Annotated in this window: 11 protein-coding genes and 2 pseudogenes; 12 read left to right on the top strand and 1 reads right to left on the bottom strand. The window is 61.7% G+C overall.

The annotated features are described in order from the left end of the window. Position 1: 1 nt before the first annotated feature. The 12 genes and pseudogenes from ccoP to AC0V8S_RS37905 all read left to right on the top strand — a co-directional run bounded on the left by ccoP (position 2) and on the right by AC0V8S_RS37905 (position 14,340). Positions 2 to 865 (top strand): cytochrome-c oxidase, cbb3-type subunit III, encoded by an 864-nt coding sequence (gene ccoP, locus AC0V8S_RS37960; protein WP_475438842.1) that lies wholly within the window; start codon positions 2 to 4, stop codon positions 863 to 865. A 205-nt stretch (positions 866 to 1,070) separates the two neighbouring features. Next, positions 1,071 to 2,630, top strand: a complete 1,560-nt coding sequence (ccoG, locus tag AC0V8S_RS37955; protein WP_475438841.1) for a cytochrome c oxidase accessory protein CcoG — start codon at positions 1,071 to 1,073, stop codon at positions 2,628 to 2,630. Next, positions 2,627 to 3,124, top strand: a complete 498-nt coding sequence (locus tag AC0V8S_RS37950; RefSeq protein ID WP_183455147.1) for a FixH family protein — start codon at positions 2,627 to 2,629, stop codon at positions 3,122 to 3,124. Before ccoG ends, AC0V8S_RS37950 begins: the two co-directional genes overlap by 4 nt. Then, positions 3,121 to 5,406 (top strand): heavy metal translocating P-type ATPase, encoded by a 2,286-nt coding sequence (locus AC0V8S_RS37945; RefSeq protein ID WP_475438840.1) that lies wholly within the window; start codon positions 3,121 to 3,123, stop codon positions 5,404 to 5,406. The genes AC0V8S_RS37950 and AC0V8S_RS37945 overlap by 4 nt, the downstream gene beginning before the upstream one ends. Further along, complete coding sequence (ccoS, locus tag AC0V8S_RS37940; RefSeq protein ID WP_095496053.1) at positions 5,403 to 5,558, top strand: cbb3-type cytochrome oxidase assembly protein CcoS; 156 nt, start codon at positions 5,403 to 5,405, stop codon at positions 5,556 to 5,558. Before AC0V8S_RS37945 ends, ccoS begins: the two co-directional genes overlap by 4 nt. A gap of 297 nt (positions 5,559 to 5,855) precedes the next feature. Beyond that, complete coding sequence (locus AC0V8S_RS37935; protein WP_475438839.1) at positions 5,856 to 6,329, top strand: substrate-binding domain-containing protein; 474 nt, start codon at positions 5,856 to 5,858, stop codon at positions 6,327 to 6,329. Further along, entirely contained in the window at positions 6,326 to 8,224 is a 1,899-nt protein-coding gene (locus AC0V8S_RS37930; RefSeq protein WP_475438838.1) for a glycoside hydrolase family 127 protein, read from the top strand. Before AC0V8S_RS37935 ends, AC0V8S_RS37930 begins: the two co-directional genes overlap by 4 nt. Before the next feature lie 256 nt (positions 8,225 to 8,480). Then, positions 8,481 to 9,661: pseudogene (gene ubiM / locus AC0V8S_RS37925) on the top strand (5-demethoxyubiquinol-8 5-hydroxylase UbiM). A gap of 117 nt (positions 9,662 to 9,778) precedes the next feature. Then, a complete protein-coding gene (locus AC0V8S_RS37920; RefSeq protein WP_475438837.1) occupies positions 9,779 to 10,090 on the top strand; it encodes a hypothetical protein in 312 nt (103 codons plus the stop codon). A 147-nt stretch (positions 10,091 to 10,237) separates the two neighbouring features. Continuing rightward, complete coding sequence (gene istA / locus AC0V8S_RS37915; protein WP_475437506.1) at positions 10,238 to 11,752, top strand: IS21 family transposase; 1,515 nt, start codon at positions 10,238 to 10,240, stop codon at positions 11,750 to 11,752. Continuing rightward, positions 11,749 to 12,564 carry an IS21-like element helper ATPase IstB gene (gene istB, locus AC0V8S_RS37910; RefSeq protein ID WP_475438836.1) on the top strand — a complete coding sequence of 272 codons (816 nt, stop codon included), beginning with the start codon at positions 11,749 to 11,751 and terminating at the stop codon, positions 12,562 to 12,564. Before istA ends, istB begins: the two co-directional genes overlap by 4 nt. A gap of 342 nt (positions 12,565 to 12,906) precedes the next feature. Next, the gene (locus AC0V8S_RS37905) at positions 12,907 to 14,340 is read left to right on the top strand and encodes a putative bifunctional diguanylate cyclase/phosphodiesterase (protein ID WP_475438835.1); all 1,434 of its coding nucleotides are present in this window, start codon (positions 12,907 to 12,909) and stop codon (positions 14,338 to 14,340) included. 386 nt (positions 14,341 to 14,726) lie between these two features. Here the strand turns inward: AC0V8S_RS37905 and AC0V8S_RS37900 are convergent. Next, a pseudogene (locus AC0V8S_RS37900) lies at positions 14,727 to 14,846 on the bottom strand (sulfite exporter TauE/SafE family protein); the annotation flags it as partial. Between the last annotated feature and the right edge of the window lie 66 nt (positions 14,847 to 14,912).

Raw genomic sequence — 14,912 nt, 5'->3', positions numbered from 1 at the left:
CATGAGCAGCGAGCACATCGACGAGGTCTCGGGCATCTCAACGACCGGCCATGAGTGGGATGGCATCCGGGAGCTCAACAACCCACTTCCGCGCTGGTGGGTCACGACATTTTACATCACCATTGTCTGGGCGATCGGCTACACCATCGCCTATCCCGCATGGCCAATGCTTACTTCCGCGACCAGAGGTGTGCTCGGCTATTCGAGCCGCAATCACGTCAAGAATGAACTGGCGGCCGCCGAAGCCGCCAAGGCCAAATATGTCGCAGCGGTGGAATCGAAAACCGCCTCGGAGATTGCTGCCGACGACGCATTGCGCGAGTTCGCCGTCGCTGCCGGCGGTGCGGCATTCAGGGTCAATTGCGTGCAGTGCCATGGCTCCGGCGCGCAAGGCTCCAAGGGTTTTCCAAACCTCAACGACGACGATTGGCTGTGGGGCGGCAGCGCTGAGCAGATCCAGCAGACGATCACCCACGGCATCCGCTTCGCGTCAGACCCGGATACGCGCCTGTCGGAAATGCCGGCTTTTGGCGACATCATCACGGCGGACGAGATCGCACAGGTCAGCGCCTACGTTGCCAGCCTGTCCGGCCTGGTCCGGGACGCAAGTCTGATCGAGCCCGGCGCCAAGGTTTTCGCGGAAAATTGCGTCGCCTGTCATGGCGACACAGCAAAGGGCAACAGGGAACTCGGCGCGCCCGACCTGACCGACGCCATCTGGCTCTATGGACCGGGCGAGACGGCTATTGCTGCGCAGGTCCGAGCGCCGAAGCACGGCGTTATGCCGGCCTGGATCGGGCGTCTCGGCGAGACCAAGGTCAAAGAACTCGCAGTATATGTCCATTCGCTTGGCGGCGGAGAATAGGAACGGAAGCCTATTCTCGGCCCTCCCCGCCAAGCGACGGGGCCCGGCTTGCGCCGGGCCTCGACACCATTCCGGCATCCGGCGAATGACTTGCATCAACGCGGTGCAATTCGCCATGCGGCAAAGCGTGCTCAACGTGGCCATCAGCCAGAACCGATCGGTCGGGCTTCCGCCGCGAAATCGTCGCTGGTGACTGGAGCTTCTCGTGCTTGAAAACACGCAAATTGAACGGCTCGAAGCCGAATCGGTCAACTCCGCCAAGGCCCGTCAGCCGCTTTATGCCCCGCGCAAGAAGGTATACCCGAAGCGCGCTTCAGGCAGCTTTCGCCGCTTCAAGTGGGTGGTGATGGCAATCACGCTGGGCATTTACTACTTGTCGCCCTGGCTGCGGTGGGATCGAGGGCCGTTCGCGCCTGATCAGGCCGTGCTGGTCGATCTTGCCAACCGGCGCTTCTACTTTTTCTTCATCGAAATCTGGCCGCAGGAATTCTACTACGTGGCTGGCCTGCTGGTCATGGCCGGCATCGGCCTTTTCCTGGTCACCTCCACAGTTGGTCGGGCCTGGTGCGGCTATACCTGCCCGCAGACCGTATGGGTCGACCTGTTTCTGGTCGTCGAGCGCGCGATCGAAGGAGATCGCAACACGCGCATGAAACTCGACGCCGGACCCTGGACAGCGCGCAAGCTTATGCTGCGCGTATCGAAACACGCCATATGGCTGGTCATAGGGACGGCGACCGGGGGGGCCTGGATCTTCTATTTCGCCGACGCGCCAAAGCTGATCGGCGAAGTCTTCACCGGCACCGCCGCACCCGTCGGCTACATCACCATCGCGGTGCTGACGGCGACTACCTACACATTCGGTGGACTGATGCGCGAGCAGGTCTGCACCTATATGTGCCCGTGGCCGCGCATTCAGGCGGCCATGCTCGACGAGAATTCTCTCACGGTGACCTACAATGATTGGCGCGGCGAACCTCGTTCGCGTCACGCCAAGAAGGCTCAGGCCGCTGGGCAGCTGGTCGGAGACTGCGTCGATTGCAACACCTGTGTCGCGGTCTGCCCGATGGGGATCGACATTCGCGACGGCCAGCAGCTCGAATGCATCACTTGCGCGCTCTGTATCGACGCCTGCGACAGCGTCATGGCCAAGCTCGGCAAGGAGCGCGGGCTGATCTCCTATGCGACGCTGTCCGACTACAACGCCAACATGGCGGTGGCGACCGGGGGCGGCTCCAGCGCGGCGAAGCCTTCGCTGGTGCGCACTGCCGACGGCGCTTTCGCCGACAGGTTGGCCCATTTCCACATTCGCAAGATCTTCAGGCCGCGCACGTTCGTCTACATGGGTGCGTGGTCGGCGGTCGGTCTCGCCCTGCTCTATTCGCTGCTGACGCGCGAGCGGCTCGAGGTCAACGTTCTGCACGACCGCAATCCGCAGTTCGTCGCGTTGTCCGACGGTTCGATCCGCAATGGCTACACCGTCAAGCTGCTCAACATGATCCCCGAGCCGAGGACGATCGTCGTCACCATGCAGGGCCTGCCGGAGGCCGAGATGAGCGTCGTCGGGATCGACCTGCCTGCGGATCGCTCCTTTGCCATTCCGGTCGAACCCGACCGGCTGAAGATGCTGAAGGTTTTCGTTCGCCAGCCGGCGGAACAGATCAAGGGCCAAGCGCAAACATTCAAATTCCGGGTCGAAGACAAGGCGAGCTTCGAGTCGGACGAATACACGGCCACTTTCAACGCACCGGAGATCGTCAGATGAGCGCCAATCCGCAGAAATCCCGCGAATTCACCGGCAGGCATATGTTGGTCACCATTCTCGCCTTTTTCGCTGTGGTCATCGGCGTCAATCTGACCATGGCGACACTCGCCAATACGAGTTGGACCGGCCTCGTCGTCGAAAACACCTATGTGGCCAGCCAGCAATTCAACAGGAGGGCCGAGGAAGGGCGCGCGCAGGCCGCGCTCGGCTGGACTGGCAAACTGACGATCGCGGCGGGCGAAGTCCGTTACAGCCTCAGCGACGCCGTCGGCAAGCCGGTCCCGTTGCACGGCGTCAGCGTCCTGTTCCGTCATCCTGCCTATGAGGCCGAGGACAAGTCCATCATTTTAACTTTCGCAACGGATCAGGAATTTGCTGCGTACCACACGCCCAAGGACGGCGTCTGGATCGTCGAAGTCGATGCCGACGCCGGTCTCGCGGAGCCCTATCGGGAAGTTCACCGTATCATCATTTCCCAAGGTGTGCTGCAATGAGCTGCTGTGCACCGGGCGCCGAAATGGCGCTGGATGTCGCTGGCGCCGCATCCGTTTTGCCGTCGAGCCAAGAAGTCAAACTGGCGAGCCGTTCGCTGGGCGGCGACCTGTATCAGACCGATCTTTCAGTACCGGCGGTTCATTGTGCAGCCTGCATCCGGGCGATCGAAACGGCGCTTGGAAAGCTGGACCGGGTCGAGGGCGCCCGCGTCAACCTGTCGACGAAACGGGTTTCGGTCCGGTGGCGCGGCGACGAGGTTCCGCCATTCGTCGCCACACTTGGACGGCTGGGCTATGACGCACACCTGTTCGAACCCGAGGCTTACGGCAAGGACAAGACGCTGTCGGAGCTGATCCGCGCCGTCGCGGTTGCCGGCTTTGCGGCCGGCAACATCATGCTGCTTTCGGTGTCGGTCTGGTCGGGCGCCGCAGGCGCGACCTGCGATCTGTTCCACTGGGTCTCGGCGCTAATCGCTATTCCCGCACTTGCCTTCGCCGGCGGCATCTTCTTCCGTTCGGCGTGGAATGCGCTGCGCCACGGCCGCATGAACATGGATGTGCCCATCGCGGTCGGGGTGTCGCTCGCCTACGCCATGAGCCTTTACGAGACCATCAACCATGGCGACCACGCCTATTTCGACGCGTCGGTATCCTTGCTGTTCTTCCTGTTGATCGGCCGCACGCTGGATCATGTGATGCGCGAACGAGCCCGAACCGCCGTGAAGGGCCTGTCGCAGCTGGCGGCGCGTGGCGCCATGGTGCTGCGCGGCGATGGCGCGCGCGACTATCTGCCGGTTGGCGAGATCGAACCTGGCATGCAGCTGCTGATCGCGGCCGGCGAAAGGATCCCCGTCGACGGCAAGATCATTCGGGGATCTTCGGATCTCGACTGTTCGCTGGTTTCCGGTGAGAGCACTCCCAGAACCGTGGCGTCAGGGGAGGCGGTACAGGCCGGCATTCTCAATCTCACCGGCCCGCTGACCGTCCAGGCGACAGCCTCCGCAAAAGATTCCTTCCTGGAAGAAATGGTTCGGCTGATGGAAGCCGCCGAGGGCGGTCGCGCGCATTATCGCCGGATTGCCGACCGCGTTTCAGCGCTTTATGCGCCAGTGGTTCACCTTGCCGCCTTCGTAACGTTCGCGGGCTGGATGGCGGCGACTGGCGACTGGCACAGGGCGATGACGATCGCCATCGCCGTCCTCATCATCACATGCCCATGTGCGCTCGGCCTCGCCGTGCCGATCGTGCAGGTGGTCGCCGCGCGGCGCCTGTTCGAAAGTGGGATCATGGTCAAGGACGGCTCCGCTATGGAGCGGTTGGCGGCAATCGATACGGCGGTGTTCGACAAGACCGGAACGCTCACGCTCGGACAGCCCCATCTCGTCAATGCGCCGTCGATCGAGCCGGCCATGCTGGCAATCGCGGCCGAAATGGCCGCGCATTCCCGCCATCCATTTTCAAGGGCCATAGCCGGCTTCGCGGGCTTTGCCGGTCAGCCGAAACTCGAATCCGTCAGCGAGCATCCGGGCTTCGGGATCGAAGCCACCGCGGCGGGCAGCACTTGGCGACTGGGCCGGCGCGGATGGGCTGGATGGAGGGCCCGAACCGGTGGCGAAGGCAATCATGGCTATGGCGGAACGGTTCTGACGAAAGACGGGATCATTGTCGCGTCCTTCGTTTTCGAGGACGCACTGCGTGCCGACGCCAGGGCAGCCATTGTGCAGTTGAACGATGCCCGGGTGTCCATGGAGATGCTGTCGGGCGATACAGCAGCCGCTTGTGCCGATGTCGCAAAAGCATTGGGCATCGACCGCTTTGTTCCAGTCCTGGTTCCGTCCGGCAAAGTCGAGTGCATCGAAGCGCTGGCGAGAGCTGGCCACAAGGTTCTAATGGTTGGCGACGGCCTGAACGACACGCCTGCGCTGAGCGCAGCACATGTCTCGATCGCGCCGGCCACCGCTGCCGATATTGGCCGCAACGCCGCGGACTTCGTGTTCCTGCGCGAAAGCCTTTTGGCCGTACCCCTTGCCCTGGACGTCTCCCGGAAGGCCGGACGGCTGATCCGCCAGAACATCGCCATCGCGATCGTCTACAACACCATTGCTGTGCCGATCGCCATTCTGGGGCACGTCACGCCGCTGATCGCGGCAATCGCGATGTCTGCTTCGTCGCTGCTTGTCATCGGAAATGCGTTGCGCCTGCAGGGTTTTGTGCTCGCCGAGGTGACGGGGGCTCCCTCGGCAACGCGTTCGGGCATTCGCGCATCGGTGCAGCCGTCATGACGACGCTCGTCTACCTCATACCAGCAGCTCTGTTCCTTGGCGCGCTGGGGCTGTCCGGTTTTCTGTGGGCCTTAAGGAGTGGTCAATATGAGGATCTTCACGGGGCCGCCGAGCGCATCCTCATCGACCGGGACGACAAGCCGGAACGCTGACCCAGATCGCTGTGTGGACGACTGTGCGGATGCCGGTCGTCAGCCGAGACGGCTTGTTCGGGAACAAAGTGCTGAGGCTCCACAGCTAGCTTGGCTAAGCCGCGCTTGACGTAGATTTGTGAAAAGCCCTGTCGCTCGAAGGACTGCGTCGCCCGGATTTGTCGTGTCTGGCTGATCCAGATCAAGGTTATCTCCTCATCGGCGTGGTTTCGTCGGCTAGCCTTTCAAGGGAGAACGCATGTCTAACGGACAGTTTAGTCGTCACCATCAGCGTTTTGGCGGTTTTTGGGTCTTTTCATGATAGTGGTCGACTCCTTCAATGGATCGCGCCGCCCAACACCTCGGCGACCGGTCTGGATCAAGACCGACACGAAGAACGGCCAAAGCCAAAAGTCAGCCGAGGCGTTGGGGCGCGACACGGCGGCCAGATTGTTCTCGGGACCGCAAACGCCGAACGCGATCTTCTGCGGCAACGATCAGATCGCCGGCGGCGCGTGCGACACGCTGCGCGAGATTGGCCTGGCAGCACCTGTCGACGTGGCCATCGTCGGATTTAACAACTGGGACGTGATGGTGCTTGCGACGCGGCCGCGGCTGGCCAGCCTCGATGAGAACCTGAACGCGCTCGGACGCGACGCTGGTGACAGCGTGCTGGAGATGATCGCCGAGCGCGTGCGTCAGGCGTCGGCCGTGTTCACTGGTCGTGCGGGCATCGTCGAAGCCGTGAGCACGCCAATGCACTTCATTGCAGGAACGGATGCGTTCCAATGAACGAGTTCGAGCCGGTTCAGTTCGTCGATGTCGCGCTGGAGGGGCAATTCTGGCGCGAGCGGCTTGAGACTGTGCTGACGCGGACCATCCCCACCCAGCACGTCCAGCTTGGCAAGCACGGTATCCTGCAGTCCCTGACACTGCCGAACCCGCCGCCGCTGAGCTCCGCGCCCAACCAGCACAATTTCGTGCAGGTGTGCTGGGATTCCGACGCCGGCAAGTGGATCGAGGCGGCATCCTATGCGCTGTCACACAGGCCCGACGCCGACATCGAGGCCAGGATCGAAAAGATCGTCGACGACCTCGAAAATGCACAGGCTGCCGACGGTTATCTGAACTGCTGGCACCTGCAGCGCGAGCCGGACAAGCGCTGGACCAACCTGCGCGACTATCACGAACTCTACAATCTGGGACATCTGCTCGAGGGCGGCATCGCCTACTTCCTTGCGACGGGCCGGCGCCGACTCCTTGACATCCTTGAGCGCTATGTCGACCATGTGCGCAAGACGTTCGGTCCGAACCCCGGCCAGAAGCACGGCTATTGTGGCCATCAGGAGATCGAGCTTGCCCTCGTTAAGCTCTATCGCTTGACGGGAGCGAGAAAGCACCTCGAACTCGCGGCCTATTTCATCAACGAGCGCGGCCGCCAGCCGCACTACTTCGATCAGGAAGCGGTCGCGCGCGGGGAGAACCCTAGTGAGTTCTGGGCGAAGAGGTATGAGTACAACCAATCGCACAGGCCAGTGCGCGAGCAGACCAAGGTGGTCGGCCATGCCGTTCGGGCTATGTACATGTTTTCCGCAATGGCCGACCTCGCGGCGGAACTGAACGACGACGGCCTCAAGAAAGCATGCGAGGTGCTCTGGGCCGATGTCATGACCTCGAAGATCTACATCACCTCCGGCTTGGGTTCGGCTGCCGCGAATGAAGGCTTTACTGAAGACCACGACCTGCCGAACGATACGGCCTATGCGGAGACCTGCGCCTCGGTAGCGCTGATCTTCTGGGCGCATCGGATGCTGCATCTCGATCTCGACGGCCGCTATGCCGACGTAATGGAACAGGCGTTGTTCAACGGCGCGCTGACCGGCCTGTCGCGCGATGGCGAGCACTATTTTTACTCCAATCCGCTGGACAGCGATGGGCGACACAGCCGATGGGCCTGGCACACATGCCCATGCTGCACGATGAATTCGTCGCGTCTCATCGCTTCGGTCGGAGGCTATTTCGTCTCGGCCAGCGAAGACGCAATCGCCTTCCATCTCTATGGCGGCATTTCGACGAACATCCGGCTTGCTACGGGAAATGTGTTCCTGCGGGAAACCAGCGCCTATCCATGGTTCGGCTCGATCAGGATCGAGGTCAGCCCTGACGCCCCGGCCGAGTTCGCCGTGAAGCTTCGCATTCCCGGATGGGCGCACGAAGCCGAAGCCTCGGTCGAGGGACATCCGATCGACGTGCAGGCATGCACCAGCAACGGCTATCTTTCGATCTCGCGGCTATGGAATGCCGGAGACACGATCACCCTCGAGCTGCCGATGCCTCCCGTGCGCATCTATGCTCATCCCAAGGTCAGTCAGGACATCGGCCGGGTGGCGCTCAAGCGGGGACCGTTGGTCTATTGCGTCGAACACGTAGACAACCCCGGGGGGCGAGTGCAGCAGCTCAAATTGCCGCGAGACGCCTGGATCGAAACGGAGGAACGGGGCGACCTCTTCGATGGCGTGGTCACGCTGACCGCCCCCGCGAAGCGCGTCGTAGACCAAGGTTGGGGAGACAGCCTGTATAGGAATGCGCCGCCCGTCGTTTCCGACTGCAGGCTAATCGCCCTGCCATACTATCTTTGGAACAATCGGGCGAAAGGCTCGATGCAAGTGTGGCTGCTGGAAAGCTGAATTCGGCGCTGTCGCCGCATGAAGAGCCCTCGTCTCAAATCAAGAATGCCGTCAAGATGCAGTCAAGAAAAGTCTCGGATAGCATTTTCCCTCATCTCGGGCGCGGTCCAGCGATCCGTGCCCTGGTTGCGGACGTTCATGCACAGTGGCTTGAGGCGACGCGGCGGGCACTGGAACCCCGCGCAATCCGTCCACAGTTTGCGGCTCAACTCCACCAGCATCTCACGCAGATAGCCGACGCGATGGCGGCACCCTGATGGCCGGCTCCGACGAGAGTTTCGACATCGTTATCGTCGGAGGCGGGCCGGTCGGTCTTTCCTTCGCCGCGTCGCTGGGGCAGAGCGATCTGAAGGTGGCAGTTGTTGAACAGCAGTCCTTGGAACGGCTGGCGAGTCCAGCTTTCGACGGTCGCGAGATCGCGCTGACCTACGCCTCGATTAGAATCCTTCGCGAGCTCGGCGCCTGGGATGCCATCCCCGCTTCGCACAAATCACCACTGCAAGGCGCGCGCGTGCTCAACGGATCGAGCCCTTTCGCTCTGTGTTTCGATCCTCCCAGGGGATCTGGGGAACCACTCGGGTTTCTGGTCCCAAATTGTCGCATCCGTGATGCCCTGTTCAAGATCATCCGGTTGCAGGATCATGCCCGGCTGATATGCGGCCACTCGGTCGTCGGTGCAACAAACAGCCACAAAGGAGCAGTCATAACGCTCTCCGATGGCAGGCAATTGACCGCTCGGCTTCTCGTTGCAGCGGACTCGCGTTTTCCCCCACGCGCGACCTGCTCGGCATCGGCGCCGATATCAATCGGCTCGGCAAGGCGATGCTGATTTGCCGGGTAAGGCACGAGCGCGTCCATCAGCAGATCGCAGTCGAATGGTTCGATCACCATCAGACGATAGCGATATTGCCGCTCACGGAAGGCGTGTCGTCGCTGCTACTCACTTTGCCGTTAAACGAAGCCGATAGACTGCTTGCTTTCGACGACGATTTGTTCCTGATGGAATTGACGAACCGGTGTCGAGGGCGCCTCGGAGAAATGACCTTGGCAAGCACCCACCATAGCTATCCGCTGGTCACGACGTGGGCGCACAAGTTCTGGGCACCGAGCGCCGCACTCATCGGCGACGCTGCCATTGGCATGCACCCGGTGACCGCGCATGGCTTTAACATCGCCCTCAGTGGCCAGAAGCAACTCGCCCATAGAATCCTGACAGCATGTCGCGACCGGCGCGACATTGCCGATCCCGACATGCTCCACAGATACGAAAGCTGCCTGCGCCGGTCAGCGGCACCGCTCTATCATGCTACGAACATCCTCGTCGGGCTCTACTCAGGCGAGCACCCGGCGGCACGGCTTGCAAGACATGCGGGGCTTCGCTTTGCCCAATATCTTCCCTTTGTCCGCCATGGCATTTCGGCCATGCTTAGGCGATGAAATCACAGACAGTCTCGACTCCTGCCGTTAGCAATGCTGCGTCCTAGTTAACCCGTCCTTCAGTGGGCTTGCATAGGCTTGCGCTGCGAAGAAGCCTGGGAAGCAAGCTAGCCGTCCATGGACCTGAAGAAAGAAGACACGCTGGAGGCCAAAATCCGTCAGGATCAGCTTGCTGACCTGAGGGCTGGTCTCTTCGTGTCAATGCCTATCAGCACCGTCCTCTCAAGCCTTATTTTGACGGTGCAGGCCCTTTCTGGCGGCGGCTTTGGCGCCGCGATCTGGTTCCTGGTCATCAATGCGATAAATGTCGGCCGCCTTGCACTCGCCCGTTATCAGCTAAAGCAAACGGGACACCAGGACGATCTGACAGGGATTTCGCCGCGGTGCGGCGCGGCAATCAACGTGAGAGCGCAGCGTCAATCAGGATGAGAATGCCGGCGGATTGGAACGCAGGGAGGGCGTAGCCCGACCGGAGTTTCAATCCGCCGGCGGCGCGCTCCTTATCGGGGGCGTTCGTCTGGTGATCACGGTCGACCGGGTATGCCGGTGGTTTTTCCGATTTGGAGGAATCACTTTGTGCCCGGCCGCCATGTAACCGATCACCAGATGAGGCTTTTCATGAAGTTCCGGCAGACCAATACGACGGCAGTCGCGGCGGCGAAGGCGTCGATCAGTATCGCCACGGCCTATCGCATCGAGAAGGATTCGAGACTGCCCTCACAGAAGAAGGCGCCGCGGCAACGGCGCCGTGCCGACCCTCTCGCCGATATTTTCGAAGCCGAGGTCGTACCCATGCTGAGGGCAGCTCCGGGCATTCGGGCGATCGCCATCTTCGACGAGATGATCCGGCGTCATCCCGAGCTTGGAGCCGGCATTCGCCGCACGATCGAGCGCCGGGTCCGAGCCTGGCGCGCCGTCCATGGCGAGGAACAGGAGGTCATTTTCCGGCAGGTTCACGTACCCGGGCGCATGGGATTGTCGGATTTCACCGACATGGCCGCCGCCGGCGTCACGATCGTGGGCCAGCCACTCGATCACCGGCTCTACCATTTCCGGCTCGCCTATTCCGGCTTCGAGCATGCGCATGTCGTGCTCGGCGGCGAGAGTTTCGTCGCTCTGGCGGAAGGCCTGCAGAACGCGCTGTGGTCGCTCGGCGGAGCTCCCCGCGAGCATCGCAGCGACAGCCTGTCGGCGGCGTTCCGCAACCTGGATAAGGACGCCCGGGAGGACCTGACGCGCCGCTACGACGAACTGTGCGGCCACTACGGCATGACCCCTTCCCGCAACAATCGCGGCATCGCGCATGAGAACGGCTCCGTCGAAGGCCCGCACGGCCATCTCAAGCGGGCGATCAATGACGCGCTGCTGATGCGGGGATCGAGCGATTTCGACGACCTGGCAGCCTATCGTCGCTTTGTCGACGAGATCGTCAGCCGCGTGAATGCTCGCAACTCCAAGCGCATCGACGTCGAGCGGGCCGAACTCCAGGAACTGCCCGTCCGGCGCACTTCCGACTACGAGGAGGTCACCGTGCGCATCACGTCATCGGGCGGGTTCACGCTGCGCAAGGTGTTCTACACCGTGCCCTCACGCCTGATCGGCCACCGCCTCAGAGTGCGGCTTTTCGATGATCGGCTGGATATCTTCATCGGCGGCACGCAGCTCATGACGCTGCCGCGCGGGCGCGCCTCTTCAAACGGCAAGCACGACCAGGTCGTCAATTATCGGCATGTCATCCATTCGCTGCGCCGCAAGCCGATGGCGCTGCTCAACCTCGTCTATCGTGACCAGCTCTTCCCCCGCGAGGCCTACCGGCGAACCTTCGACGTGCTCATAGAGCGACTGCCTGAGCGGCAGGCCTGCCGCACCATGGTCGAGCTTCTCGCAATGGCGCACGAGCGCGGCTGCGAGAGCGAACTGGCTGATCAACTGACCGCCTCGCTACAGGCACGGCGATTGCCCAACATGGCTGCTTTGCGGGAACGGTTCGCGCCGGATCCCGCCCGGCTGCCGAGTGTCGTCGTGCGTCTTGCTCCGCTCAACGCCTATGAAGCCCTGCTTGGCCCCAACCTGACAGGAGATGCGGCATGAAGACGAACCCCGCTGTCGATTCCGCCAGGGTGAGCTTGCTCCTCAACGAACTGCGCCTGCCGGCCATCAAGGTTATGTGGCCGCTGTTTGCCGAACAGGCCGACAAGGAAGGCTGGCCCGCCGCCCGCTTTCTCGCCGCGATCACCGAGCACGAGATGGCCGAACGCGATCGACGCCGCATCGAGCGGCATCTCGCCGAAGCCCGCCTGTTGCCGGGAAAGACCCTCGATGCTTTCGAGTTCGAGGCGGTGCCGATGATCTCAAAGGCGCAGGTGATGGCGATCACCGCCGGCGACAGCTGGCTCGAGAAGGGAGCGAACCTGCTTCTGTTCGGCCCGCCCGGCGGCGGGAAGAGTCATCTCGCCTCGGCCATCGGCCTCGCCCTCATCGAGAACGGGTGGCGGGTCATGTTCACTCGCACCACCGATCTCGTTCAGAAGCTTCAGGTCGCGCGCCGGGAGCTCGGTCTCGAAGCCGCCATCAATCGGCTCGACCGCTTCCACCTGCTGATTCTCGACGACCTTGCCTATGTCACCAAGGACCAGGCCGAGACCAGCGTGCTGTTCGAGCTCATCAGCGCCCGCTACGAGCGGCGCTCCATGCTCATCACCGCCAACCAGCCCTTCGGCGAATGGGGGGAGGTTTTCCCGGATCCCGCCATGACGCTCGCCGCGGTCGACCGCCTTGTCCACCACGCGACAATCTTCGAACTGAATGTCGAGAGCTACAGGCGCCGCGAGGCCATGGAGCGAAAGCGAGGGCCAGGCAGGCCGCCGTCATATGCGACGCCCGCGAACGTCGCTCCTGATTGACGCGCCGCGACAATCAAACCGATAAAACCTCTTGCGCGCGACAATCAATGCCGCGATCATCACCAGCGCCGCGATACCAGATTCTCATCCAGATTGTCGCGCGCTTCTCTCCCAGATTGTCGCGCTATACCGCGGCTTCGCTGGTTTGGCATCCTTGCTCTTCTGGCAGGGTTTGCCTGGTCCTTTCTTGCCGTCCTTACGGTTGGATACACGACACCTCACGCACCGCTGCATCTGATTATTCTGGCGGGCATCTCAGCTGGTGCTGTTACATACGGCAGTTCATATTCCGCGGCAGCGACCAACTTCATCACACCCCCGCTCCTCATCACAGCGGGGTGCTTGCTGGCGAAAGGCAACTTTGAAGGGTACGTTCTTTCTTTCGCCGTTCTGCTCTTCCTGGGCGGCCTGGTTCGAGCCGCGTTTGTTGGACAAGCGCGCTTCCGCGAAGCGAGCCGCCTGAGGCATGAGGCCGAGCGGCTTGCGGCCGAAATGGAGGCCAATTCCAGGCAGGACCACCTGACGGCCCTTCTCAACAGGCGTGGCCTCGAACACGCTATCGGTCGGTTCGAGACTGCAGACGGCCCCTTCGTTGCAATGCTGATTGATCTAGACGGGTTCAAATCCGTCAACGATACGTACGGTCACAGGACCGGTGATGATCTGCTTGTCAGGATCGCCCGCCGGATAGAGCAGGAAGCACCGGAAGGCTCAACGCTCGCCCGAATCGGCGGCGATGAATTCGTGCTGTTTTTTCCCTCACTGGGGGATTCGCTTTCTGCCAGCGATCTCGCCTCCAATATCATAGCCAAAATTGCCCGCCCCTATCCTGAGGTCGCGTCCGTCCGGGTCGGGGCATCGATAGGAATATACTTGGCGGAGAGCCCGGGACTGACAGAAATGTTGTTGCGGGCGGATATCGCCCTTTACACAGCCAAGCGTCGTGGCAGGAACGAGTTTTGCCTGTTCGATGCCGACCTCGACAGGGACCTGCAACGCCGCCAGTCCATCGAACGCGACCTTCATTCAGCGATAAAGACGAGAAGCTTGGCACCCTGGTTCCAGCCCATCGTGAAACTCGACACCGAGGCCGTGGTCGGTTTTGAAGCCTTGCTAAGGTGGTCCCATCCGATTCATGGTTCTATCTCTCCACCCGAAATCGTCACAGCCGCGCGCCAAACCGGAATGCTTCAGCTGCTGACCCAAACGGTCTTCGCTGACTGTTGTGCACTTATCGACGGCATGGTGAAAGCTGACTGTCGTGATCTTCGTGTGGCGATGAATGTATCACCGCGCGAACTGGAAGCCGGCGATATCGACGACATGGTTCTGGATGGTCTGGCGGCAAAAGATCTCCCTGCAACGATGTTCGAAATCGAGATTACTGAAGAATCCCCGGTGGACCCGGACAGAGTGGATGAAAAGCTCGGACGGCTTTCCCATGCCGGCATTTCCATCGCGCTCGATGACTTCGGCACCGGCTTTTCCACCTTGGCATCGCTCAATGACAGCCGGATACGCAAGGTGAAAATAGACCAAGGCTTCATTCGCGGCTTGGCCAAGTCCCGAGAGGACCGGCTGCTTGTCAAAACGGTCATCGATCTTGGCAGGACGCTCGGGATCGACGTCATGGCCGAGGGCGTCGAAACAGAGGCGGATCGGCAAACTCTGCTCAAGCTTGGCTGCAGAACCGCTCAGGGCTTCCTGTTCTCCAAGGCGGTGCCTCTGAACCAGGCGATCGATTTGGCAGTAAAAGAGCACGCAAAGGAGTTGTGACCGGCACGCGTCGCGCAACACCAGGATCTGCCGGGTGAGGCTTTGATCTCAGCAAGGCTCATTCGCGAGAGCTCGATCAGCGTGTCGCCAAGCCGAGTTGCACTGGGCAAGCAGCGCCCGGCCGGCGACGGAAAGGTGAACTGCACCTGGCGTTCGTCGCGGAACCGAGCTGGCGGATGACCAGGCCAGCCTGTTCCATCCGACCAGAGGTATCACCGCGCTCGATTCCAGCGCCAGCATGCACGCGATGATGCCGACCGACATGCCGTCCGCCGCCCCGAGCGCATTGAGCACGAGATATCGGGGAGAAGTGATCCCGTCTCGTCGAGCATGGGCTTGTAATTGTGGCTGATCGCCATGCTCGCAGATCAGGTGTGATAGCGTGGTGGCGGAACGCCGAACGAAAGCAGCACCGTCGACAAGACCGCGCCGTAGGCCATGCCGAGCGCGCCGTCCACCGCTTGGGCAAGAAAGCCGCCTATGGCGAACAGAATGAATTCAGTCATTGGTGTCCGCCATGAAAGTGCCGCCGTATGATGCCCGTGATCGGGCCTGCCCCTCCGCATTCTAGA

The sequence above is a fragment of the Mesorhizobium oxytropidicola genome, from assembly GCF_056174625.1.
This window is presented reverse-complemented; position numbering and strand designations above follow the sequence as displayed.